A 23366-nucleotide genomic window follows, 5' to 3' on the forward strand; every position below is an offset into this window, starting at 1 on the left:
GCGCGGATGCCGCCCGCAACCGCAAGCTCGTGCTGGAGGCCGCGGGGCGGCTGTTCGCGCGCAGCGCGGGACAGGCGGCGGCCGTCGGCGGCGAAGGCCTCGACGACGAGCCGGCGGCCCGCGCGGCCGCGCACGCGCACGTTGAGCACGGTGCGGCCGCCGCGGAGCGAGGCGGCGCGGCGGCCGTCGACCTTGACGACGACGCGCTTGACGGCCGTAGCGGCGCCGAGCACCGCGAGCTGGGCCTGAGTCGTGCGGCCGCTGCGGGTCGCGCTCAGCACGCGCAGCGCGGGTGGCTGGCTGGCGTCGTAGCTCGAGGCCTCGCTCGCGGCGAGGACCGTGCCGAGCGCGTCGACGTAGCCCGCGCTCACCGGCAGCGAGGCGCGCTCGGCGTGCTGGAGCAGCAGCGCGCGCAGCTCGGCGGCGGGCAGGTTGGGGGCGACGGCGGCCATCAGCGCGGCCACGCCGGCGACGTGCGGCGCCGCCATCGAGGTGCCGGACTTGTACTCGTAGCCACCGGACTTGGAGGTCGAGATCACTTCCACGCCGGGCGCGGCGACCGGGACCGTGAGCTTGCCGTAGTTGGAGAAGTCGGGCAGCTTGCGGCCGTCGTCGGGCGCGGTCGCCGCGACGCCGACGACGTTCGGCGCGGCGATCGACACGGGGTAGACCGGCTTGGTGTCGACGTTGAGCCCGCTGTTGCCGGCGGAGCAGATGATCAGCGCGTTGGCCGCGGCGGCGGCATCGATCGCGGCGCGCATGCGCGGGTCGTCGGTGTCGCCCTCGAGGCTGAGGTTGATGATCCGCGCGCCGTTCGCCGCCGCGTAGCGGATGCCCTCGGCAACGCCGCCGGTCGTCCCACCGCCGTTGTCGTCGAGCACCTTGACCGTCATCAGCTTCGCCCGGTAGGCGACGCCGACGACCCCACGGTTGTTCGCCGCCGCCGCGATCGTCCCCGCGACGTGCGTGCCGTGCCCGAACCCGTCGTGCAGGTCCTGGCCCGTGCGCGTGCTCGTGAGGTCAACGCCGTGGACGTCGTCGACGTAGCCGTTGTTGTCGTCGTCGACGTTGTTGCCGGGCACCTCGGCGAAGTTCGTCCACGCGTTCGGCGCGAGGTCGGGGTGGTCCATGCGCATGCCCGAGTCGACCACGGCGACGGTGACGCCGGCGCCCTCCGACAGCGCCCACGCGCCCGGAAGGTCGAACACCGTCGCGGGTGCGACGGCCCATTGCTCGCCCTGGAGCGCATCGGTCGGCGCGGCGTCGGCAGACGCGTTCAGGGCAAGCACCGCCGCTCCGGCGACGGCCAGGATTGAGGTCCGGCAGGGCACTGAGAGCACCTCCTGCTCAAGTGCAACCTACCGCTTTGGATGTTCTTCGTGTCAACCGGTATGGTCGGCTCATGCGGTGGCTCGCGGTTGGCGTCGCGCTCGTGTTCTGGCTCGTTTCTGCGCCTGCGCAGGCACAGGAGGTGCGGCTCGCGGCACCGTCGGACTGCCTCGTGAATCCGGCCTGTGGACAGGGGCTCGAGTCCGCATACGGACTCGACGTGCAGTCCGCGTTCGTGCCGCTCACGGTCGCCGACGCGGGCATCTCCGCGCTCGACGACGGGCTCGCCGAGGTGGCGATCGCGTTCTCCTCCAACCCGCAGGTCTCGCGGCCCGACATCGTCACGCTTCGCGACGACCGCTCGATGATCTACCCCGACTACGTCGTGCCCGCCGTGCGGCGCGGGCTGCTGCGCGGCTACGGCAAGCGGGCGAAGGAGATCCGGCGCCGCCTGAACGACGCGTCGGCGGCGCTCACGACGCTCGCGCTGCGGGGCCTCAACCAGGCCGTGATCGACGGCCGGATGCCCGAGGCGGTCGGCGGGGAGTTCGTCGACGCGAACGGCCTCGGCGGCGACGCGGCGCGCAAGCCCGGCAAGCGGATCGTGATCGGCTACATGAGCTTCGACGAGAACGAGACGCTCGCCCACCTGTACGCCGAGGCGCTCCGGGCCGGCGGGTTCCGCGTCGTCGTGCGCGACATCCGCGGGCTGCGTCCCGAGGCCGTGCGCAAGCTCCGCCGCGACCAGATCGACCTCTACCCGGCCTACGACGGCTCGCTCCTGCGCTACCTCGTCGGCACCTCGCCCGAGCGCCTGAAGGCGGGCCTGAAACGCACGCTCGCGCGGATCGACGTGGAGCCGATGCGCCGTTCCCGCGCGCAGGACAGCAACGTCTTCGTCACCAAGACCGAGACGGCGAGCCGGCTGGGCCTCGCGCGCATCTCCGACCTCGCGCGCTTCTGGCAACCTGCCGGTCCGTGAGCGCCGAGCTCGACCGCGTACGCACGCTCTGCATGGCCCTCCCGGAGGTGACGGAGCGGCTCAGCCACGGCTCGCCCACGTGGTTCGTGCGCGGCAAGAAGACGTTCGTCATGTTCCTGAACGACCACCACGGCGACGGCCGGCTCGCGCTCTGGTGCGCGGCGCCCGAGGGGATGCAGCAGGCGCTCGTCGAGGGCGAGCCCGACCACTACTTCCGCCCGCCCTACGTCGGCCATCGCGGCTGGATCGGCGTGCACCTGAACACCGGGCTGGACTGGAACGAGATCGCGGGCGCGATCGAGGACGCCTACGCCGAGATCGCGCCTACGTCGCTGGTCGAGCGCGCTGCTCGAAGAGCTTCGTGATCTCGAGCGCGGGGACCGGTGCAACGAGGGCCGCGTCGATCGACATGACGTCGGGCCAGATCGCCTTCATGCGCTCGCCCGTCGCGGCGGCGTCGTAGGGCGTGGCGCGCAGCTCGGGCACGCCGTCGGCGACCCACAGCCAGCGAGCGGCGCCGTCGCCCTCGTAGGGGAGGCCGACGCTGCCCGCGTTGAGGAAGCGGACGCCGCCGACCGTGCGGTCGTGCTGCTGGTGCGTGTGGCCGGCGACGACGATCGACGCGGTGACGCCGCTCAGCGCCTCGGCGTAGCGCTCCTCGGGGCTGATGCGCGTGAGGATCTCGGCGTCGTCGCGCGGGGTCGCGTGGCAGTAGAGGACGCCGTCGATCTCGGTGGTGAGCGGCAGCTCGCCGAGCGGACGGACGAGCGCGGCGCCCAGCTCGCCGGCGTTGCGCTTGGCGGTGACGGCGGCCAGGTCGTCGGCGGCGGGCTCGGGACCGTCGAGCGCCTCGGCGGTCTCGCGCTCGCCGTTCCCGCGTATCCAGCGGGTGGGGAGCTCGGCGAGCCGGTCGAGCGTGGCGCGCGCGAACGGGCCGGGCAGCGCGTCGCCGCCGACCAGCACCAGGTCCGGGGTGGGCGCGGCGGCGAGCACGGCCTCCAGCGCATCGACGTTGCCGTGGATGTCGTACAGCGCGAGGACGTTCACGACGCGGATCGTAGCGCAACCCAACGGTTGCGAGAACCGCTTGCGTCCGGTGGGAGTATTGGTGGCGTGCGGATCGTGCTCGTGATCCTCGTCGCACTGCTCGTCGCCGCTCCGGTGGCGAGCGCGAAGGAGGACGTGCGCGCGCACCTGGAGAGCACGCTGCCGAAGGCGGCCAAGGCCGGTACGACGATCACCGTCAAGTGGCGGCTCTACACGGCGGACGGCAAGCCGTTCGGCGCCGGCGAGCTGTTCGTGCGCCTCCGCGGACAGGGTGCGGTCACCCGCGCCGACGGCACCGGTCGCGACGGCCGCTACAGCGCCCGCGTGAAGGTGCCGCGCGGCGGGATTCGCGGCATCCGCTTCGGCCTCATGGGCTACCGCACCTACCCGGACGGGAGGAGCGAGGTCGCCCCGGTCTACTTCCCGCTGGACAACGACCCGTACGAAAGTCGCTGACAACCGCTTCACACGCGGTTACGATGCCGCCATGCCGGCCTTGGCGCTCGAATGCGCCGCCCGTAACGACATCGGGCGACGGGCGAACAACGAAGACGCGGTGTTCACCAGCTCACGCCTGGCGGCGGTCGCGGACGGCGTCGGTGGCGCCGCGGCCGGTGAGGTCGCCAGCCAACGGGTCGTGGAGTCGCTCGCGCTACTGGACAAGAGCCGCCTGGAGATCCCGCTCGACGCCGCGCTGGAGAACGCGATCGCGTTCGGCAACGAGTCGATCGGCTTCATCGCCGGCGCCCGCCCGCAGATGGAGGGCATGAGCACGACCCTCACCGCGGTCGCGCTGTCCAACGACGGCACCTACGTCGTCGCCAACATCGGCGACTCCCGCACCTACCTCCTGCGCAGCGGCGAGCTCACCCAGCTCTCCCGCGACGACAGCCTCGTCCAGGACCTCATCGACGCCGGCCACCTCACCCCCGAGCAGGCCCGCCGCCACCCCCACCGCAACGTCGTCATGCACGCGCTGGACGGAGACCCCGAGCGCCGCCCGAGCACGCAGCTGCTCCCCGCGCTGTTCGGCGACCGCCTGCTCCTCTGCTCGGACGGCCTGTCAGACGTCGTCGACTTCGACACTCTGCGTGAGCTCTTGCTGCGGCACGCGGACCGCGGCGAGTGCGCGGACCGCCTGATCGCGTTGGCGCTCGAGTCGGGTGCGAGGGACAACATCTCCGCCATCGTCTGCGACGTCGTGATCCGCGAGGACCTGGCCACGGCGTGGCAGGACCCTCTAACGGCTGATCACACCCACTAGCGGCGTGATGCGGGCAGGTGAGGAGGGTTCCCCTCACTGAGTGAACGCTCAGGCGTTCACCTCGACTCGATCACGAGCGACCAGCCGCGCCCGTGCCGTCAGGGTGATCCGTCAGTTGACCCCCCTCAGGGGCGTCAAGTGACGGATGACGTCGCAGGACGATGTTCGTTTCGCTTTCGGCCCGAGCGAATCGCCCGACGGGGAACGCACGGCGTTGACGTTCACGCGATTCGTCCCGCCGCCTCCGTCGCCGCCCGCAGCCGTTCCGCCAACTCCAACGACGGCACAGCGTCCAGCCGCCAGCCCCAGCCGCCCGCCGTGCCCGGCTGGTTCATGCGCCCCTCGTGCCCAAGGCCCAGCACGTCCTGCAACTGCACCATCGCCAGCATCGCGGGTGAAGCGAAGGCCAGGCGGATCATCGCCCAGTGCCCTTCGTCCTCGACGATGCCGTACTCGTCCAGCGCCTCCTGGACCAGCGCCAGCGGCTCGCGGCCGAGGCCGTCGTACCAGCCGCGGATGGTGTCGTTGTCGTGGGTGCCGGTGTAGACGACCTGGTTCTCCTCGTGGTTGGCCGGCACGTGCTGTGTGTTGCGCTCCGACGGCGTGAAGCCGAACTGCAGCACCGCCATCCCGGGCAGCCCGAGGGACTCGCGCATGCGCTTGACGGGCGGGGTGATCACGCCGAGGTCCTCGGCGATCACCGGCAGCGAGCCCAGCGCTTCGCGGGCGGCGAGCAGCGGCGCGGCGCCCGGGCCGCGCTTCCAGGTGCCGGTCGACGCGACCGGGGAGTCCTCCGGCACGGCCCAGTAGGCGGTGAAGGCCCGGAAGTGGTCGATCCGGACCAGGTCGAAGAGCTCGAAGATCCGGCGCAGGCGGGCGATCCACCACGCGTAGCCGCGGCGTTGCAGCGCAGGCCAGTCGTAGACGGGATTGCCCCACAGCTGGCCGTCCTCGGTGAAGGCGTCCGGCGGCACGCCGGCGACGAAGCCCGGCTTGAAGATCTCCGGGTGGGCGCGCTCGTCGGCGGATTCGGGCGCGACGTAGATCGGGACGTCGCCGATCAGCTTCACGCCACGGTCAGCGGCGTAACCGCGAAGGGCGGCCCATTCACGGTCGAAGCGCACCTGATCGTCCAGGGCCGCCTCGCCCGCGAAGGCGATCCAGTCCTCGATCCAGTCGGACGCCTTCTCCCGGAAGGCCGACCGCTCCGCGTCGCTGACCGGAGCGCCCGGCTCCGCCAACAACGTGGGGGAAGCGGCGAACGCCGAGGCCGACTTGTACGGCGAGCCGTGCTTGTCGGGAGGTGAGAGCGGCAGCATCTGCCACCAGGTCTGGCCCGCCGCGGCGAGCCAGTCGACCCAGGCGTAGGCCTCCGGACCAAGGCGTCCGGATGGCAATGAGGTCGGGTGCAGCTGCACCCCGGATGTACGAGGAAGGTTCATGTGATCGACTTGTCGGATACTCCCGGGCAGAGATGCCCGCACCGAAGCGCAGTGAACGCCCGCGCCGGATCAGGATCGCAAAGCCGGCGCCGGTCCTCGACAATGGTCGGTACGCCGTCAAGCGCACCGTTGGCGACACCGTCGCCGTTTCCGCCGACATATTCCGCGACGGCCACGAGAAGCTGAAGGCCGTCGTCAAGTACAAGGCGCCGGGCGGACGCCGCTGGCTGGAGGCCGAGCTGCACGCCGTGGACGCGCACGTCAGCGGCGTGCGCTGGGCGGGTGAGTTCACGGTCGAGACGCCGGGAACCTGGCAGTGGACGGTTGAAGCGTGGACCGACCGCTGGGCGACCTGGCACGACGAGCTGCGCCGCAAGGTCGCCGCCGACCTCGACGAGGACCTCACCTCCGAGCTCTCCGAGGGCGTCATCTTCCTCAAGCGCGCCCTCGAGCGTGCCAAGGACCAGGACGCCAAGGGCAGCATCGAGTGGGCGATCGGCGTGCTCGAGTCCGACGCCGACATCAACCACCAGTTCGACGTCGCGCTGGGTCCGGAGCTGTTCCAAGCGATGGAGCTTTCCCAAGAGCGCGAGGGGGCATGCGCCCTCGAGAAGCCCGTCACGGTCGAGGTGGACCGCGTCCGCGCGCGCTTCTCCGCCTGGTACGAGCTGTTCCCGCGCTCGTTCGGCGGCTTCAAGAACGTGGAGGCGATCGTCCCGGACGTCGCCGACCTCGGGTTCGACGTCCTGTACCTGCTGCCGTTCCACCCGATCGGCGTCAACAAGCGCAAGGGCCGCAACAACTCGCTCACCGCGGGCCCGGACGACCCGGGAAGCCCATACGCCATCGGCGGCAAGGAGGGCGGCCACTTCGCCGTCCACCCCGAGCTCGGCACCGAGCAGGACGTCCGTGATCTGTGCGCGACCGCCCACAAGCACGGGATGGACGTGGCGCTGGACATCGCGCTCAACGCCTCCGCCGACCACCCGTGGCTCACGGAGCACCCCGAGTGGTTCCAGCAGCGCCCCGACGGCACGCTCAAGTACGCCGAGAACCCGCCCAAGCGCTACCAGGACATCTACAACTTCAACTGGGACACGGACGACTGGCAGGGCCTCTGGAACGCCTGGCGCGACGTCTTCCTGCACTGGGTGGACTGCGGGATCAAGTGCTACCGCGTCGACAACCCCCACACCAAGCCGTTCGCGTTCTGGGAGTGGATCATCAAGGAGGTCCACAAGGTCGACCGCGACGTGGTCTTCCTGTCCGAGGCGTTCACGAGAAGAGCCGTCATGCGCGAGCTGGCCAAGCTCGGCTTCACGCAGTCCTACACGTACTTCACGTGGAAGAACTCGCGCCACGAGATGGTCGAGTACTTCAACGAGCTCGCCTGGGGTGAGGAGAAGGAGTACTTCCGGCCGAACTTCTTCCCGGTCACGCCGGACATCCTGCACGCCTATCTGCAGCACGGCGGCCCGCCCGCGTTCGTCACGCGCCTCGTGCTCGCCGGCACGCTGTCACCGTCCTACGGCATCTACAGCGGCTACGAGCACTTCGAGAACGTCCCGGTCAAGGAAGGCTCGGAGGAGTACCTGAACTCCGAGAAGTACGAGATCAAGGACCGCAAGCTCGACGGCCCGCTGCTGCCGATGATGCGGCGGCTGAACACGATCCGCCACGAGAACCCGGCGCTGCAGCAGCTGAGCAACGTCTTCTGGCTTGACGGCCAGAACGACCAGCTGTTCGCCTTCGCGAAGCAGGAGCCCGGGAACACGATCATCACGGTCACCAACCTCGATCCCCACCACGGGCAGTCGGGCCTGGTCACGATCCCCGCGATGCTCGGCCTACCGCCGGTGTTCGTGGTCGAGGACCAGTTCACGGGCAACCACTACGACTGGCGGATCGGCCAGAACTACGTGGAGCTGGACCCGCACGTCGTCGGCAAGCAGTTCCACGTGTTCAAGGTGCTGTGAGCGTGTCGGCAGGTACGCGCAACGACCCGGGGCAGTGGTTCGAGGCCCAGCCGCTGTGGTTCAAGACGGCCGTGTTCTACGAGATCCACACGCGCGCCTTCTTCGACGCCAACGGCGACGGCTCCGGCGACTTCCGCGGCCTGACCGAGAAGCTCGACTACCTGCAGTGGCTGGGTGTGGATTGCATCTGGCTGCTGCCGTTCTTCAAGTCGCCGCTGCGTGACGGCGGCTACGACATCAGCGACTTCCTCGAGATCCAGCCCGACTACGGGACGGTCGAGGACGTCCGGGCCTTCATCGAGGCCGCCCATCAGCGTGGGATGCGCGTCATCGCCGACCTGGTGATGAACCACACGTCCTCCGACCACGCGTGGTTCCGGGAGTCGCGATCGAGCCCGGACAACCCGAAGCGCGATTGGTACGTGTGGTCCGACGACCCCACGCGGTACAGCGAGGCGCGGATCATCTTCACGGACACCGAGTCCTCGAACTGGACCTGGGACGACGAGGCCGGCGCCTACTTCTGGCACCGCTTCTTCTCCCACCAGCCCGACCTGAACTTCGACAACCCCGAGGTCCAGGACGCGATGCTGGAGGTCCTGCGCTTCTGGCTGGACCTGGGCATGGACGGCTTCCGCCTGGACGCCGTCCCGTACCTGTACGAGCGCGACGGCACCAACGGCGAGAACCTCCCCGAGACGCACGCCTACCTCAAGCGGGTCCGGGCGGAGATCGACAAGCACTACCCCGACCGCGTGCTGCTCGCCGAGGCGAACCAGTGGCCGGCGGACGTCGTCGAGTACTTCGGCGACGGCGACGAGTGCCACATGGCCTTCCACTTCCCCGTGATGCCGCGCATGTTCATGGCGGTGCGGCGCGAGGAGGCCAACCCGATCTACGAGATCCTGCGCCAGACCCCCGACATCCCGGACAACTGCCAGTGGGGCCTGTTCCTGCGCAACCACGACGAGCTCACGCTCGAGATGGTCACGGACGAAGAGCGCGACTACATGTACGCGGAGTACGCCAAGGACCCGCGGATGAAGATCAACGTCGGCATCCGCCGTCGGCTCGCGCCGCTGATGGAGGGCGGCCGCGACGAGATCGAGCTGCTGCACGCGATCCTCTTCAGCCTCCCGGGCGCGCCGGTCCTGTACTACGGCGACGAGATCATGATGGGCGACAACGTCTACCTCGGCGACCGGGACGGGGTGCGCACGCCGATGCAGTGGAGCGGCGACCGCAACGGCGGCTTCAGCCGCGCGGACTTCGCCCAGCTCTACGCGCCGCCGCTGATGGACCCGCTGTACGGCTTCCAGGCGGTCAACGTCGAGGCCCAGATGCGCACGCCGTACAGCCTCCTGCGCTGGCTGCGGCGGTTCGTCGCGCTGCGCAAGGAGCACCCCGTGTTCGGGCTCGGCGCGTACGACCCGCTGACGCCGTCGAACCCGAAGATCTTCGCCCACGTCCGCACGTACGAGGAGGACGTGATGTTGTGCGTCCACAATCTCGCGCGCTCCGCCCAGGCGGTGGAGCTCGACCTCTCGCCCTACGAAGGACGGTCACCCGTGGAGATCTTCGGCCGCTCGCGCTTCCCGAGCATCGGCGAGCTCCCCTACCTGCTGACGCTCGCACCGCGCGGTTTCTATTGGTTCCAACTCGTGAAGGATGAGCCGGAATGACCACCGATCTCGCCTTCATAGACGAGCGTGTGCTCAACGACTGGGTCGTCGCCCAGCGCTGGTTCGCGTCCAAGACCCGCGAGGTCTCGAGCATCGAGGTCGTCGACTCGGTCGCGCTGTCGGACGAGCTGGTGCTCGCGCTGATCGAGGCGCGCTTCCCGGTCGGCACCCACGAGACCTACCAGGTGCCGTTCGCCCTGCGCGAGAGCGGCGGCGCCGACCCGATCTACGAGGCGGAGGGGCGCGCCGTCTACGACGCGCTGGCCGACCCCGAGACCGGCCGCGAGCTGCTCAAGGCGATGGCGGCCAACCGCGACGCGGGCGACTTCGCGTTCCGCTGGACCGCCGACCACGTGCCGGACGACGACGTCGAGGTGCGTCCCGTCGGCGTCGAGCAGTCCAACACGTCGATCGTCTTCGGCAGCGAGCTGATCATGAAGGCGATCCGCCGGATCGAGCCGGGCGTGAACCCGGAGCTCGAGCTGCTGCGCTTCCTGACCAAGCGCGGCTTCCCGCACATCGCCGCGCTGCACGGCTGGTACGAGGTCGACGGCCGCCACGTGTCCGCGACGCTCGGGATCCTGCAGGAGTTCCTCGCCGGCGCGCACGACGGCTGGGAGCTGACGCTCGACGAGCTCGGCACCGACCCCGAGGGCCTGCTGGACCGCGTCGAGGCGCTCGGCGTCGTCATCGGCGAGCTGCACACGGCGCTCGGCTCGGACAACTCCGACCCGGACTTCGCGCCGGTCGAGCCGTCCGCGGAGTCGCTGTCGATCCTGTACGCCGACGTCGACGAGCAGATCGAGCGCGTCTTCCTCGACCTGCCTGACATGGAGGCCACGGCGCCGATCGCCGGGCGCGGGCAGGACGTGCGCGAGAAGCTCTCGCTGCTGGCGCACGCGACCGTCGGCGGGCGCGTGATCCGCACCCACGGCGATCTGCACCTCGGCCAGACGATGCTCTCCCCGCGCGGCTGGGTGGTGCTCGACTTCGAGGGCGAGCCCGCGCGCCCGCTCCCGGAGCGCCGGCTGAAGCGCTCGCCGCTGCGCGACGTCGCCGGCATGCTGCGCTCGTTCTCCTACGCCACGGCGGGCTCCAAGCTCCTGCGCGGGGTGGAGGCGCCGGCGGACTGGGAGGCGCGCGCACGTGAACGGTTCCTCAGTGGGTACTACGGAGCTGTGGACGGCTCGTTGCTGCCCCCTGGCCAACAGGCGATCGAGCAGCTGCTCGCCGTCTTCGAGCTCGAAAAGGCCGTATACGAGTTGCGTTACGAGTTGAACAACCGACCCGATTGGGTCGCCATCCCGGTTGCCGGGATCCTGCGGCTCCTGGAAGCGGAGTGAACAGATGAGTGAAGCCGACCAGCTGGTATCCCGCCAGCACGCGAACCCCCATGGATACCTCGGTGCCCACCCCGCGAACGGCAAGGGGGTGGTGATCCGCACGTTCCGCCCGGCGGCGGCGAAGGTCGAGGTCGTCTCGGCCGACGGCTCGCACTCCGCGCTCGAGCAGGTGCACCCCGGCGGCGTGTTCGAGGGCTTCATCAAGGGCGCGGACCTGCCGCTGGCCTACACGCTCGAGGTCGACTACGGCGACTCCGGCACGGTCACGATCGAGGACCCGTACCGCTTCCTGCCGACGATCGGCGAGCTCGACGTCCACCTGCTCGGCGAAGGCCGGCACGAGGAGCTGTGGGAGCGCCTGGGCGCGCACGTGACCGAGTCCGACGGCGTCACCGGCACCGCGTTCGCGGTCTGGGCGCCGTCCGCCAAGGCCGTGTCCGTCGTCGGCGACTTCAACTACTGGGACGGCCGCATCCACCCGATGCGCTCGCTCGGCTCCTCCGGCGTGTGGGAGCTGTTCCTGCCCGGCGTGGGCGACGGGGCCCGGTACAAGTTCGAGATCCTCACCCAGGAGGGCGAGATCCGGCTGAAGGCCGACCCGGTCGCGTTCGCCACCGAGGTGCCGCCGAAGACCGCCTCGGTCGTGCACGACCCCAAGCACGTCTGGAACGACAAGAAGTGGGTGGAGGCGCGCCGCAAGTCCAGCGCGCTGGAAGGCCCGATGTCGATCTACGAGGTGCACCTGGGCTCGTGGCGGCTGAACCCGCTCGAGGACAACCGGTCGCTGAACTACCTCGAGCTGGCCGACGAGCTGTCGGCGTACGCGAAGGACATGGGCTTCACCCACATCGAGCTGCTGCCGGTGATGGCCCACCCGTTCACGGGCTCGTGGGGCTACCAGGTGACGGGCTACTTCGCGCCCACGCCGAAGTTCGGCACGCCCGACGACTTCCGCGAGTTCGTCGACCGCGTGCACCAGAACGGGATCGGCGTGATCCTCGACTGGGTCCCGGCGCACTTCCCGCGCGACGACTTCGCGCTCGCCCGCTTCGACGGCACGGCGCTCTACGAGCACGACGACCCGCGCCGCGGCGCGCACCCCGACTGGGGCACGCTCGTCTTCAACTACGGGCGCCACGAGGTCCGCAACTTCCTCGTCTCGAACGCGCTGTTCTGGCTCGAGGAGTTCCACGCCGACGGCATCCGCGTGGACGCCGTGGCGTCGATGCTCTACCTCGACTACTCGCGCGAAGACGGCCAGTGGGTGCCGAACCAGTACGGCGGCAACGAGGACCTGGACGCGGTCGCGTTCCTGAAGGAGTTCAACGAGGTCGTCCACTCGCGCGAGCCGGGGGTCATCTCCGCCGCCGAGGAGTCGACGGCGTGGCCGGGCGTCTCACGCCCCACGTACCTGGGCGGGCTCGGATTCGGCTTCAAGTGGAACATGGGCTGGATGCACGACACGCTGGCGTACTTCCAGAACGACCCGATCTATCGCCGGTTCCACCACCACGAGCTGACCTTCAGCCTCGTCTACGCGTTCACGGAGAACTTCATCCTGCCCCTGTCGCACGACGAGGTCGTGCACGGCAAGGGCTCGCTGCTGACGAAGATGCCGGGCGACCGCTGGCAGAAGCTCGCGAACCTGCGCTCCCTGTACGCCTACATGTGGGCGCACCCCGGCAAGAAGCTCCTGTTCATGGGCCAGGAGTTCGCGCAGGAGCAGGAGTGGAACGAGTCGCGTTCGCTGGACTGGCACCTGCTCGAGAACCCGGAGCACTCCGGCATCCAGTCGCTCATCCGGGACCTGAACAAGGCCTACAAGGACGAGCCGGCGCTGTGGGAGATGGACTTCGACGGCAACGGCTTCTGGTGGACGGAGGCCAACGCGGCCGACGACAACGTGGTCGCGTTCGCCCGTCGGACCAAGGACTCCGAGCGCGTGGCGCTGTTCGTCGGCAACTTCTCGCCGGTCGTGCGGGAGAACTACCGGATCGGGCTGCCCCGCTCCGGGCGCTGGCGCGAGGTCGTCAACACCGACGCGAGCAACTACGGCGGCTCGGGTGTCGGGAACATGGGCGGCGTCGACGCCGAGGGCGAGGGCTGGCACGGCCAGCCGTTCAGCGCGGCGGTCACTTTGCCGCCGCTCGGGGCGATCTGGCTGGTCCCCGAAGAATCCTGAGCGGAATTTGACTCAAACCGGACCGGACCGGGCCGAATAGTGGGGTGTGCAAGACGAACGCCACCTCATGGGCCCGGTCTCCGGCTTCCTCTGGCTGGCCGCGGCGGCGGTCGCGATCGTCTGCCGCTTCCTTCCGGGCGCGCCCGAGGATCATGACGTCGCGTTCTGGGCGCTGGCCGCGTTCACCGTCGGGTACTCGCTCGCGTGCATCACGCGGCTGATCCCCTGGCAGAAGGTCTCGATCCGCGGGCACGCCGTCGCCGTCGTGCTGCTGCAGCCGCTGGTGGCGCTCGCGCTATTCGTGACGGGCGGCGCCAATGCCTACCTCGGCCCGGTGCTGGTCCTGCCGATGCTGTACGTGGCGTACTTCTTCCCGCTGCGCTACGCGATCGGACTCGGTGCGCTGGAGATCCTCACGTACGCCTCGCCGATCGTGCTCTCCGACGGGCCGAACGGCCTGCTCGTGCACCGCACGGTCTCCTACGCCGTCGCCTACGCGGGCCTGGTGGCGACGATCCAGTTCCTCAAGCGCCGCCTGGTCGAGGCCGAGCGCGAGCAGCACCACATGGCCCGCGTCGACCCGCTCACGGGGCTCGCGAACCGGCGCGCGTTCGACGAGGCGCTGGCGTGCGCGTTCGAGACCGGGCACGTCTTCACCGTCCTGCTCATCGACATCGACCTGTTCAAGCAGATCAACGACCGCTTCGGCCACACCACGGGCGACCGCGTGCTGCGGGAGCTGGCCGCGCACACGTCGGCCGAGGTCCGCACCGGCGACTGCCTGGCGCGGATCGGCGGTGACGAGTTCGCGCTCGTCGCCCCGGGCGCGGGCGACGACGCCGCCGAGCGCCTGCGGGAGGCGTTGCGGGACGCCGGCGCCCGCGTGGACGCCGGCGACGGCCCGCTCAACTTGACCGTCGTCGCCGCCGTGCACCCGGTCGACGGCGACGACCGCGCGACGCTCCTGCGCACCCTCGACCGTCGCCTGCACACGGTCAAGGACGCGCGGGAAACGTACTTAAACGTCCAGGACGTTTAACCGGCGCTTATCGGCGCTTGAGGTTGATCACCCGCGAGGTGCCAGAGACCTGGAGGCCGTTGTTGCGCGGGTTGACGACGACGCGGTAGTTCATGGCCCGCGTGCGGGAGCGCGTGACCGTGAACGAGTAGCGCGAGCGGTCGCCGGACAACGCGGACACGTTGGACCGCCCGACGGGAATCCAGCGACCGCTCCGCGACTGGCGCTGAAGCGAGGCCCGGCCGCTAGGCACCGAGGGCCAGATCGCGCCCGTGATCCGGGTACGCCGGCTCGAGACGCGGCTCGTCTTCAGCCCCACCTTGACGGCCACGCTGATCGTGCTGACCCCGCTGGTGACCACCGTCGACGTGCGCGTCGCGACGCGCAGGCGGGTGGTGGCGACCAGCGGCGGCACGGTCACGGTGAACGAGCCGGAGCTGTTGGAGGTGGCCGTGGCGAGCTGCACCCACTGGCCCGTGAACGGGAAGTCGAGCTTCTCGACCGCGACGGGCGTCGTGCCCGAGCCGGTCACGCTGCCCGTGATCGTCAGGCCGGTGCCCCACTTGGGCTTGACGGTCGAGGGCGTGATGGCCACGCCGGTCGGCACGCGGGTCGTCGTGAACGTCCGGTTGCTCGTGCGCGTGACGCCCGCGGCGCTGGTGGCGACGGCGCGGTAGTTGTACCGGGTGTTCGGCCGCAGGCCGCTGACCGGCGCGGTGGTCGAGACCGTCGAGCTGCCCGCGCCGATCGGGACCGTGGGGGTGCGGGTGCCATACGACGTCGACGTCCCGTACTCGAAGTAGACGTTCGTGGCCTGCCCGCGCGGGTTGATGCCGGCGTTGAGCGTGGCGCCGTTGCCGGTCACGCCGGTGGCCGCGCGGCTGGAGACGGACGGCGCCGAGGGCGTGGCCGAGGTGCGCAGCGTGCGATCCCCGCCGCGGACCGGGTCGCTCGTGCCCTGGGTGGCGACGATCCGGTAGTGGTACGTCGTGTTCGCGGTCAGCCCGGTGATCGTGGCTCGCCCGTTGACGTCGGCGGTTCCGGAACCAGCGTCCTGATCGGGGGTCGTGAGCCCGTAGGAGGTCGAAGTTCCGTACTCGAAGCGGTACGTGGTCCCCGCTCCGCCGGGGTTGACGACGCCGGTGACGACGGCTGAGCCGGTGGTGACCGACTCCGATCCGCCGGTCGAGACGACGGGTGCGGCCTGGGCGATGAGCGCGGTGGCAATCAGGGCGAGGAGTTGCATGGCGACGATGTGAACACGCGGCCCGCTTGAATGATGCGCCATGCCGAAGACGCCGGTGATCATCGACTGCGACCCTGGCCACGACGACGCGATGGCGCTGCTGCTCGCGCTCGCGAGCCCTGAGCTGGAAGTCGTGGCCGTCACGACCGTGGCCGGGAACCAGACGCTGGACAAGGTCACGGCCAACGCCATCCGGGTGCTGGACGTCGCGAACGCGACCGGCATCCCGGTCGCCGCGGGCGCCGCGCGCCCGCTCGTGCACGACACGGCCGGTCTCGCCGCCGACGTGCACGGCGAGACCGGCCTGGACGGCCCGGACCTGCCGCCGCCGTCCCGCGAGCCCGAGCCGCTGCACGCCGTCGAGCTGATGGCGCGCGAGCTGCGCAAGCGCCCGCTCACGCTGATCCCGGTCGGCCCGCTCACCAACATCGCGCTGCTGATCGCGATGCATCCCGAGCTGGTCGAGAACATCGAGGACATCGTCGTGATGGGCGGCGCGATCGGCCTGGGCAACGTCACGCCGAGCGCCGAGTTCAACCTCTGGTGCGACCCCGAGGCGGCCCTGCGGGTCTTCGAGTCCGACGCCGACGTGACCATGATCGGCCTCGACGTCACCCACCAGGCGATGCTCAGCGCCGCGCGCGCCGAGGCGCTGCGCGAGACGGGGCGGGCGGGTGCGGTCGTCGCCGACCTGCACGCCTTCTACCGACGGTTCCATTTGGAGGTCTATGGGCATGACGACACCCCAGTGCACGATGCCCTCGCCGTCGCCCACGTGATCGACCCGAAGATCCTCAAGACCACGCCGCTGAGCGTCGAGATCGACGTCACGCAAGGCCCGTGCCGTGGCCGCACGGTGGTCGACCAGCTGCGCCGCACGGACCGTCCCGCGAACGCGCACGTCGCCGTCGACGTGGACGCCGACCGCTTCATCGACCTGCTCACCTCGCGGATCGGCTCGCTGGCTTGAGCGCCGACTACCCCTTCCAGCGCCCCCTCGGCGCGTTCCCGGAGCGCCACGGCCGGACGCGGTTCCGCGTCTGGGCGCCGGATCCGACCGAGGTGCTCCTGCGCACCGGCGGCGCCGACCATGCGCTCGACCTCGTCGGCTTCGGCGTCTACGAGGCCGAGCTGGACGTCCCCGCCGGCGCCGACTATCAGTACGTGATCGACGGCGAGGCGCTGCCCGACCCGTGCTCGCGCTGGCAGCCCGAGGGCCTGCGCGGCCCGTCCCGCGTGTTCGACCCGCACGCCTTCGCCTGGACCGACCACGCCTTCCGCACCCCCGGCCTGCACGACGCGGTCATCTACGAGCTGCACGTCGGCACGTTCTCGCCCGCAGGCACGTTCGACGGCGCGATCCCGCACCTGCAGGAGCTCGCCGACCTCGGCGTGACCGTGCTCGAGCTGATGCCCGTGGCCGAGTTCCCCGGCGCGCGCGGCTGGAGCTACGACGGCGTCTACCTGAGCGCCGCCCAGTCGTCCTACGGCGGCCCGGAGGCACTGCAGCGGCTCGTCGACGCCGCGCACGCGCTCGGCCTCGCCGTCGTGCTCGACGTGGTCTACAACCACATCGGCGCCTCCGGCAACAAGGCCGTGCTGGCGTACGGCCCGTACTTCACCCACAAGCACGAGACGCCCTGGGGCGCCTCCCTGAACGTGGACGGCGAGCACTCCGACGCCGTCCGCGAGTGGGTGTGCCAGAGCGCGGAGCAGTGGATCCGCGACTTCCACCTCGACGGGCTGCGGCTGGACGCGATCCACGCGATCTCCGACTCGAGCCCGGAGCACCTGGTGGCCGAGGTCTCCCGCCGCGTGCACGCGATCCACCCGGGCGCGCTCGTGATCGCCGAGTCGGGCATGAACGACCCGAAGGTCATGCGCGCGCGTGAGCTGGGCGGCTGGGGCTGCGACGCCGCCTGGGCCGACGACTTCCACCACGCGCTGCGCGTCCTGCTCACGGGCGAGACCCAGGGCTGGTACGAGGAGTTCGACGAGCTGGCGCTGCTGGCGAAGGCCTTCCGCCGCCCGCACGTCCACGACGGCAACTACTCGACGTTCCGCAAGCGCCGCTTCGGGGCGCCGGCGTTCGACGTGCCGCCGGAGCGTTTCATCGTCTTCTCCGCCGACCACGACCAGGTCGGCAACCGCGCGTTCGGGGACCGGCTCCCCGTGCAGGCGCGGGCACTCGCGGCGTTCTGCACGCTTTTGTCACCCTTCACGCCCATGCTGTTCCAGGGCGAGGAATACGGCGAGCGGGCGCCGTTCCAGTTCTTCACGGACCACATCGACCCGGAGATCGCGGACGCCACCCGCGAAGGGCGCCGCCGTGAGTTCGCCTCCTTCGCCGCGTTCGCCGGTGAAGAGGTGCCCGACCCGCAGGACGTCGCCACGTTCGAGCGCTCCAAGCTCACGCGCGAAGGTGAGCCGGAGGGTCTGCGCGAGTTGCATCGCGCGCTGCTGCGCGCCCGCCGCGCGCTGCCCGCCGGCGACGTCGACGAAGTGACCTTCGACGAGCGCGCCGGCTGGCTCGCCGTCAAGCGCGGTGACCACACGCTGCTGGCGAACTTCGCCCGCACGGCCGTGCACGTACCCCGCGACCGCACTGAGGAGATCGTCCTGAGCACCCACGAGCCGACGCTCGAACCCGGATTCGTCGTCCTTGCACCCCTGTCCGGAGCGCTGGTGCGCTGATGGAGGTCTGGCCCGGATCCCCGTTCCCGCTCGGTCCCACCTGGGACGGCGAGGGCACGAACTTCTCGATCTTCTCCGAGCACGCCGAGCGCGTGGTCCTGTGCCTGTTCGGCGACGACGACGAGGAGACGTGCGTCGAGCTGACCGAGCGCACGTCCTACAACTGGCACTGCTACCTGCCGGGCGTGCACCCCGGCCAGCGCTACGGCTACCGCGTCCACGGCCCGTACGACCCGCAGTCCGGCCACCGCTTCAACCCGGCCAAGCTGCTGATGGATCCGTACGCGAAGTCGATCGAGGGGCCGATCCTCTTCGAGAACGGCAACGTGCACCCGTACGAGCCGATGGGGGGCGAGGACGACGACCTCACGCCCGACGACTCCGACGACGCGGCCGCGATCCCGAAGTGCGTGGTCATCGACCCGCGCTTCGACTGGCAGGACGACCGCCCGCCGGCCACGCCGCTCGCGGACAGCGTGATCTACGAGACGCACGTCAAGGGCTTCACGATGAGCCACCCGGACGTGCGCGAGGACCTGCGCGGCACGTACGCGGGGATGGCGTCCGACGCCGCCGTCGGCTACCTGAAGGACCTCGGCGTGACCGCGGTCGAGCTGCTGCCGGTGCACCACATCGCCGACGAGTCGTTCCTGGACGAGCGCGGGCTCACGAACTACTGGGGCTACTCGACGATCGGCTTCCTCGCGCCCCACTCCCCCTACGCCGCGACCGGCAAGGCGGGGCAGGAGGTGCGCGAGTTCAAGGGCATGGTCAAGGCGCTGCACAAGGCGGGCATCGAGGTCATCCTCGACGTGGTCTACAACCACACCGCCGAGGGCAACCACCTCGGCCCGATGCTGTCCTTCCGCGGCGTCGACAACAAGTCCTACTACCGGCTCGTGCCCGACGACCCGCGCCACTACATGGACTACACGGGCACGGGCAACACGCTCAACGTGATGCACCCGAGCGTGCTGCGGCTGATCATGGACTCGCTGCGCTACTGGGTGATCGACTGCCACGTCGACGGCTTCCGCTTCGACCTGGCGTCCGCGCTGGCCCGTGAGCTCTACGACGTCGACCGCCTGTCCGCGTTCTTCGACGTCATCCACCAGGACCCGATCCTGTCCCAGGTCAAGCTCATCGCCGAGCCGTGGGACGTCGGCCCGGGCGGCTACCAGGTCGGCAACTTCCCGGTGCTGTGGTCGGAGTGGAACGGCATCTACCGCGACACGATGCGGGACTTCTGGCGCGGCGAGGCGCACGTCGGCGAGTTCGCGAACCGGCTCACGGGCTCGAGCGACCTCTACCAGTCCGACGGGCGCCACCCGTTCGCGTCGATCAACTTCATCACCGCCCACGACGGCTTCACGCTGCGCGATCTCGTCTCCTACAACGAGAAGCACAACGAGGCCAACAAGGAGGGCAACCGGGACGGGACCGACGACAACCGGTCCTGGAACCACGGCGTCGAGGGCGAGACCGACGACCCGGAGATCAACGCGCTGCGCGACCGCCAGCAGCGCAACTTCCTGGCCACGCTGCTGCTCTCGCAGGGCACGCCGATGATGCTCGGCGGCGACGAGTTCGGTCGCACGCAGGGCGGCAACAACAACGGCTGGTGCCAGGACTCGGAGATCTCCTGGTTCGACTGGTCGCTGATCGAGAAGCACGAGCCGCTGCTGAACTTCACCAAGCGGCTGATCGCGCTGCGGCGCGCGCACGCCGTGTTCCGCCGGCGGGAGTTCCTGTTCGGGCGCGAGGTCGAAGGCTCGGGCCTGCCGGACGCGGCCTGGTTCCGCGCCGACGGCGAGCCGATGCGCGACGACGACTGGAACGGCCTCGTCCCCGTCGTCGGGCTGTTCCTGAACGGCGAGGAGATCACCTCGCCGGACGCGCGCGGGCGCCAGGTGCTCGACGAGTCGTTCCTGCTGCTGTTCAACGGCCACCACGAGGACCACACCTTCACGCTTCCGGACGGCAAGTTCGGGGACGCGTGGACGGTCATGCTCGACACGGCGCGGCCCGACGTGGAACCCGGGGACGAGACCCCGGTCGCCGGTGACGAGCTCGAGCTCGTGCATCACTCCCTGGTCCTCCTGCGCCGCGATCAGCCATGAGCGACCTGCGCGCGACCTACCGGCTCCAGCTCGGCGGCGACTTCGGCTTCGCCGCCGCGCGCGAGCTCGTTCCGTACCTGGCCGACCTCGGCGTCTCGCACCTGTACCTGCCGCCGTCGTTCCAGGCGCGGGAGGGCTCGACGCACGGCTATGACGTCGTCGACCCCGGCTCGATCTCCAACGAGCTGGGCGGTGAGGACGAGTTCCTGGAGCTGGTCGCGGTCGCGCGCGAGGCGGGGCTCGGGATCGTGCTCGACATCGTCCCGAACCACATGGCGACGGATGAGAAGAACCGCTACTGGAGCGACCCGGAGCTGCGGCGCAAGTTCTTCGACCTCGACGAGAAGACGGGCCGCCACCGGCGCTTCTTCGACATCGACCACCTCGCGGGCGTCCGCCAGGAGGACCCCGAGGTGTTCGCGGAGACGCACAAGCTCGCGCTGCGGCTCGTGAACGAGGGGATCGTCGACGGGCTCCGGATCGACCATCCGGACGGGCTCGCGGACCCCGCGGGCTACCTGCAGCGGCTGCGCGACGGCGGCGCCGAGCACGTGTGGGTGGAGAAGATCCTCGACCCGGGCGAGCCGCTGCGCGACTGGGCGATTGACGGCACCGTCGGCTACGAGTTCCTCAACGACGTCGCCGCGCTGTTCGTCGACCCCGCGGGCGAGGCGCCGCTGACCGACCTGTGGGTCGAGGTCTCCGGCGACGACCGGCGCTTCGGCGAGCTCGCCTTCGAGGCCAAGCTCGAGCAGGCGCGGACGGCGTTCGCGCCCGAGGTCGAGCGGCTGCTGCGTGAGGCGCCCGAGCGCGTCGCGGGCCTGGAGCGCGCGCTGGCGTCGTTCCCCGTCTACCGCACCTACGTGGAGCCGTGGTCGGGGAAGGTGGCCGACGAGGACCGCCACGCCGTCGCCGAGGCCGGCCTGCCCGCCTCGCTGGCCTCCAAGCTGCTGCTGGAGGTCCCGGGCTGGGAGGCGTTCATCACGCGCTTCCAGCAGACGACGCCGCCTGTGATGGCCAAGGGCGTCGAGGACACGGCGTTCTACCGCTACGCGCGGCTGCTGGCGTTGAACGACGTCGGCGGGGACCCGGGCCGCTTCAGCGTGTCCGTGCGTGACTTCCACCGCGGCAACGCCGAGCGGGCGGAGCGCTTCCCGAACAACCTGCTGGTCACCCAGACGCACGACACCAAGCGCTCCGGCGACGTGCGGGCGCGGATCGGCACGCTCGCGTCGATGCCCGAGGAGTACGCCGCGCACGTGCGCACGTGGCTCTCCGTCTGCCGCTCGCTGACCAGCGGCGGCGCGCCGACGCCGGTCGAGCAGCTCTTCATCTTCCAGACACTGCTGGGCGCGTGGCCGATCTCCGAGGACCGCCTGCACGGCTACCTCGAAAAGGCGATGCGCGAGGCCAAGCAGCACACGACCTGGGTCGACGTCAACGAGGAGCACGAGGGCGCCGTGCAGTCGTTCGCCCGGGCGCTGCTCACGCACCGCGACTTCCTGCGCACGTTCCTGCCCTTCCAGGAGCAGGTGGCCGCGGCCGGCGAGCAGTCGGCGCTGGGCCAGCTCGCGCTCAAGCTCACGGTGCCGGGCGTGCCCGACATCTACCAGGGCGACGAGTTGCTGTGCCTGTCGCTGGTGGACCCCGACAACCGCCGCGCCGTCGACTGGGACGAGCGCCGCGCGGCGCTCGCGTCCGCCGCGCCGCCGGCGAAGCTGCAGGTGATCCGCACGCTGCTGGCGCTGCGCAAGCGGCTGCCCGAGGCGTTCGCGGGCGCGTACGCGGCGGTCGAGGCGGGCGAGGACGTCGTCGCCTTCACGCGCGGCGAGGACCAGGTCTTCGTGGCCGTCCGCCTGCGGGGCCAAGGCGAGCTGCCGCGCCCCGAAGGCGAGTGGGCCGCCGAGCTGGAGCTCGACGGCCTCCTGGTGCTCAGCCGGCGGTGATCGCGCCCTCGTAGGCCAACTCGCGGTCGCGCGTGACGGCGTAGAGCCCGTACGCGCGCAGCGTGGTCTCGCCGTTGGCGTCGAAGCCGTACGTGCCGAGGACGCTCTGGCGGTTCTGGACGGTGGGCAGCCAGGCGAGTAGGCCCGCACGGGTGCCGCCGGACGCGACGAAGCCGTCCAAGATCAGCTTCATCGCCTCGTAGCCGTAGGTGTAGTACGGGTCGCGGTTGCCGAACTGGGCCGGCGTCGGGAGCGTGGCCACGGTCACGAACGTGCGGCGGGCGACGGATCGGGGCAGGCGGCCGACGAAGCCGGTCTCGGCCACGCCGTCGCTGCCGTAGAGCTGCATCCCGCGCAGCGCGCTGGAGCGGAACAGGCGCACGGCGCCGTTGACCGTGATGCCGGTGTAGGCCATGCAGTCGGCCTTGGCGCGGCGGACCGCGCTCGGCGCACCGCGGCTGATCCGGCGGTTCGCCACGACCGGAAGCCCGAAGCGCGCGGCGGTCGCGACGGCGTCGGCGTTCATGCCCTTGCCGTAGACCTCGCCGTCGTGGACGAACGCGAGCGCCTTGCAGCCGCGGTCGCGCATCGCGGTCACGAGCGCGGCGGCCTGCACGTGGTCGTTCGGCACGATCCGGAAGAACGTGCGCACGCCGGTCGGGTAGTAGCGGCCGGGCTCGCCGGACGTCGTTCCGGGACCGCCGGTCGAGAGGCCGTTGTACGTGCTCGAGGGGCTGATCGTCGGGATTCCGACGCGGTTGAGGATCGGCACGGACACCTTGGCGGCGCCCGAGTTGAACTCGCCGATGTAGGCCACGGTGGAGGCGTCCTTCGCCGCCCTGCGGGCGTTCGCGCGCGTCCGTCCCACCGTCCAGGAGCCGGCGCGCGGCGTGGCGCTGTTGAGCGTGACGAGCCGCACGGGGTTGCCGGCCTCCTTCAGCGCGCGGCGGGCGCCGTCGTTGACCGCCTTGGTCTGCACGCGCGAGGCGCCGCTCAAGGGCAGGCTCGAGTACACCGTCGGCTGCTGCGCGGTGGCGGTGGCCGGGAATGCCCCGGCAATGAGGAACGCCGCAATGATCCGTTTCATGGCGCGCT

At 70.5% G+C, this 23366-nt stretch carries 18 protein-coding genes; 13 read left to right on the forward strand and 5 right to left on the reverse strand.

The window, feature by feature from the left end; all coding sequences use genetic code 11:
• Positions 1 to 1331, reverse strand: a 1331-nt coding sequence (locus OJ997_RS29435) for a S8 family peptidase (RefSeq protein ID WP_270028928.1), incomplete at its 3' end; no start/stop codon positions are given.
• A gap of 71 nt (positions 1332 to 1402) precedes the next feature.
• On the opposite strand from OJ997_RS29435, the gene OJ997_RS29440 reads away from it, so the two are divergent.
• Together OJ997_RS29440 and OJ997_RS29445 are read left to right on the forward strand one after the other, a co-directional pair.
• Positions 1403 to 2311 carry a glycine betaine ABC transporter substrate-binding protein gene (locus OJ997_RS29440; RefSeq protein WP_270028929.1) on the forward strand — a complete coding sequence of 303 codons (909 nt, stop codon included), beginning with the start codon at positions 1403 to 1405 and terminating at the stop codon, positions 2309 to 2311.
• A 32-nt stretch (positions 2312 to 2343) separates the two neighbouring features.
• The gene (locus OJ997_RS29445; RefSeq protein ID WP_272600423.1) at positions 2344 to 2676 is read left to right on the forward strand and encodes an MmcQ/YjbR family DNA-binding protein; all 333 of its coding nucleotides are present in this window, start codon (positions 2344 to 2346) and stop codon (positions 2674 to 2676) included.
• Here the strand turns inward: OJ997_RS29445 and OJ997_RS29450 are convergent.
• On the reverse strand, positions 2636 to 3358 hold the full coding sequence (locus OJ997_RS29450) for a metallophosphoesterase family protein (protein ID WP_270028931.1): 723 nt from the start codon (positions 3356 to 3358) through the stop codon (positions 2636 to 2638). The two genes, OJ997_RS29445 and OJ997_RS29450, sit on opposite strands and share 41 nt — an antisense overlap.
• Before the next feature lie 66 nt (positions 3359 to 3424).
• Between OJ997_RS29450 and OJ997_RS29455 the strand changes: the two genes are divergently transcribed.
• Both OJ997_RS29455 and OJ997_RS29460 read left to right on the forward strand, forming a co-directional pair.
• A complete protein-coding gene (locus OJ997_RS29455; RefSeq protein WP_270028932.1) occupies positions 3425 to 3814 on the forward strand; it encodes a hypothetical protein in 390 nt (129 codons plus the stop codon).
• A gap of 31 nt (positions 3815 to 3845) precedes the next feature.
• Entirely contained in the window at positions 3846 to 4622 is a 777-nt protein-coding gene (locus OJ997_RS29460) for a PP2C family protein-serine/threonine phosphatase (RefSeq protein WP_270028933.1), read from the forward strand.
• A gap of 221 nt (positions 4623 to 4843) precedes the next feature.
• Here OJ997_RS29460 and OJ997_RS29465 read toward each other — a convergent pair whose 3' ends face one another.
• Positions 4844 to 6064 carry a 4-alpha-glucanotransferase gene (locus OJ997_RS29465; RefSeq protein WP_270028934.1) on the reverse strand — a complete coding sequence of 407 codons (1221 nt, stop codon included), beginning with the start codon at positions 6062 to 6064 and terminating at the stop codon, positions 4844 to 4846.
• Between the two features lie 32 nt (positions 6065 to 6096).
• On the opposite strand from OJ997_RS29465, the gene OJ997_RS29470 reads away from it, so the two are divergent.
• The 5 genes from OJ997_RS29470 to OJ997_RS29490 all read left to right on the forward strand — a co-directional run bounded on the left by OJ997_RS29470 (position 6097) and on the right by OJ997_RS29490 (position 14286).
• Positions 6097 to 8040 carry an alpha-1,4-glucan--maltose-1-phosphate maltosyltransferase gene (locus tag OJ997_RS29470; RefSeq protein ID WP_270028935.1) on the forward strand — a complete coding sequence of 648 codons (1944 nt, stop codon included), beginning with the start codon at positions 6097 to 6099 and terminating at the stop codon, positions 8038 to 8040.
• Positions 8041 to 8042: 2 nt separating this feature from the next.
• Positions 8043 to 9722 (forward strand): maltose alpha-D-glucosyltransferase, encoded by a 1680-nt coding sequence (gene treS, locus OJ997_RS29475; protein WP_270028936.1) that lies wholly within the window; start codon positions 8043 to 8045, stop codon positions 9720 to 9722.
• The gene (locus tag OJ997_RS29480) at positions 9719 to 11065 is read left to right on the forward strand and encodes a maltokinase N-terminal cap-like domain-containing protein (RefSeq protein ID WP_270028937.1); all 1347 of its coding nucleotides are present in this window, start codon (positions 9719 to 9721) and stop codon (positions 11063 to 11065) included. The genes treS and OJ997_RS29480 overlap by 4 nt, the downstream gene beginning before the upstream one ends.
• Before the next feature lie 4 nt (positions 11066 to 11069).
• Positions 11070 to 13247: a 1,4-alpha-glucan branching protein GlgB gene (gene glgB / locus OJ997_RS29485; protein WP_270028938.1), complete on the forward strand. Its 2178-nt coding sequence runs from the start codon at positions 11070 to 11072 to the stop codon at positions 13245 to 13247.
• A gap of 67 nt (positions 13248 to 13314) precedes the next feature.
• On the forward strand, positions 13315 to 14286 hold the full coding sequence (locus OJ997_RS29490) for a GGDEF domain-containing protein (RefSeq protein WP_270028939.1): 972 nt from the start codon (positions 13315 to 13317) through the stop codon (positions 14284 to 14286).
• A 7-nt stretch (positions 14287 to 14293) separates the two neighbouring features.
• On the opposite strand, the gene OJ997_RS29495 is transcribed toward OJ997_RS29490, so the two are convergent.
• On the reverse strand, positions 14294 to 15511 hold the full coding sequence (locus OJ997_RS29495; RefSeq protein ID WP_270028940.1) for a hypothetical protein: 1218 nt from the start codon (positions 15509 to 15511) through the stop codon (positions 14294 to 14296).
• 40 nt (positions 15512 to 15551) lie between these two features.
• Here OJ997_RS29495 and OJ997_RS29500 point away from each other — a divergent pair, with 40 nt between their 5' ends.
• Genes OJ997_RS29500 through treY form a run of 4 tightly spaced genes read left to right on the forward strand, consistent with a single transcriptional unit; the run spans position 15552 to position 22271 of the window.
• A complete protein-coding gene (locus tag OJ997_RS29500) occupies positions 15552 to 16481 on the forward strand; it encodes a nucleoside hydrolase (protein ID WP_270028941.1) in 930 nt (309 codons plus the stop codon).
• The gene (gene treZ, locus OJ997_RS29505) at positions 16478 to 18205 is read left to right on the forward strand and encodes a malto-oligosyltrehalose trehalohydrolase (protein WP_270028942.1); all 1728 of its coding nucleotides are present in this window, start codon (positions 16478 to 16480) and stop codon (positions 18203 to 18205) included. The genes OJ997_RS29500 and treZ overlap by 4 nt, the downstream gene beginning before the upstream one ends.
• A complete protein-coding gene (glgX, locus tag OJ997_RS29510; RefSeq protein WP_270028943.1) occupies positions 18205 to 20325 on the forward strand; it encodes a glycogen debranching protein GlgX in 2121 nt (706 codons plus the stop codon). Before treZ ends, glgX begins: the two co-directional genes overlap by 1 nt.
• Entirely contained in the window at positions 20322 to 22271 is a 1950-nt protein-coding gene (gene treY / locus OJ997_RS29515; protein WP_270028944.1) for a malto-oligosyltrehalose synthase, read from the forward strand. Before glgX ends, treY begins: the two co-directional genes overlap by 4 nt.
• Here the strand turns inward: treY and OJ997_RS29520 are convergent.
• Positions 22258 to 23358: an ABC transporter substrate-binding protein gene (locus OJ997_RS29520; protein ID WP_270028945.1), complete on the reverse strand. Its 1101-nt coding sequence runs from the start codon at positions 23356 to 23358 to the stop codon at positions 22258 to 22260. The genes treY and OJ997_RS29520 overlap by 14 nt on opposite strands.
• Positions 23359 to 23366: the final 8 nt, after the last annotated feature.

The sequence above is a fragment of the Solirubrobacter phytolaccae genome, from assembly GCF_027587195.1.
GTDB lineage: Bacteria > Actinomycetota > Thermoleophilia > Solirubrobacterales > Solirubrobacteraceae > Solirubrobacter > Solirubrobacter phytolaccae.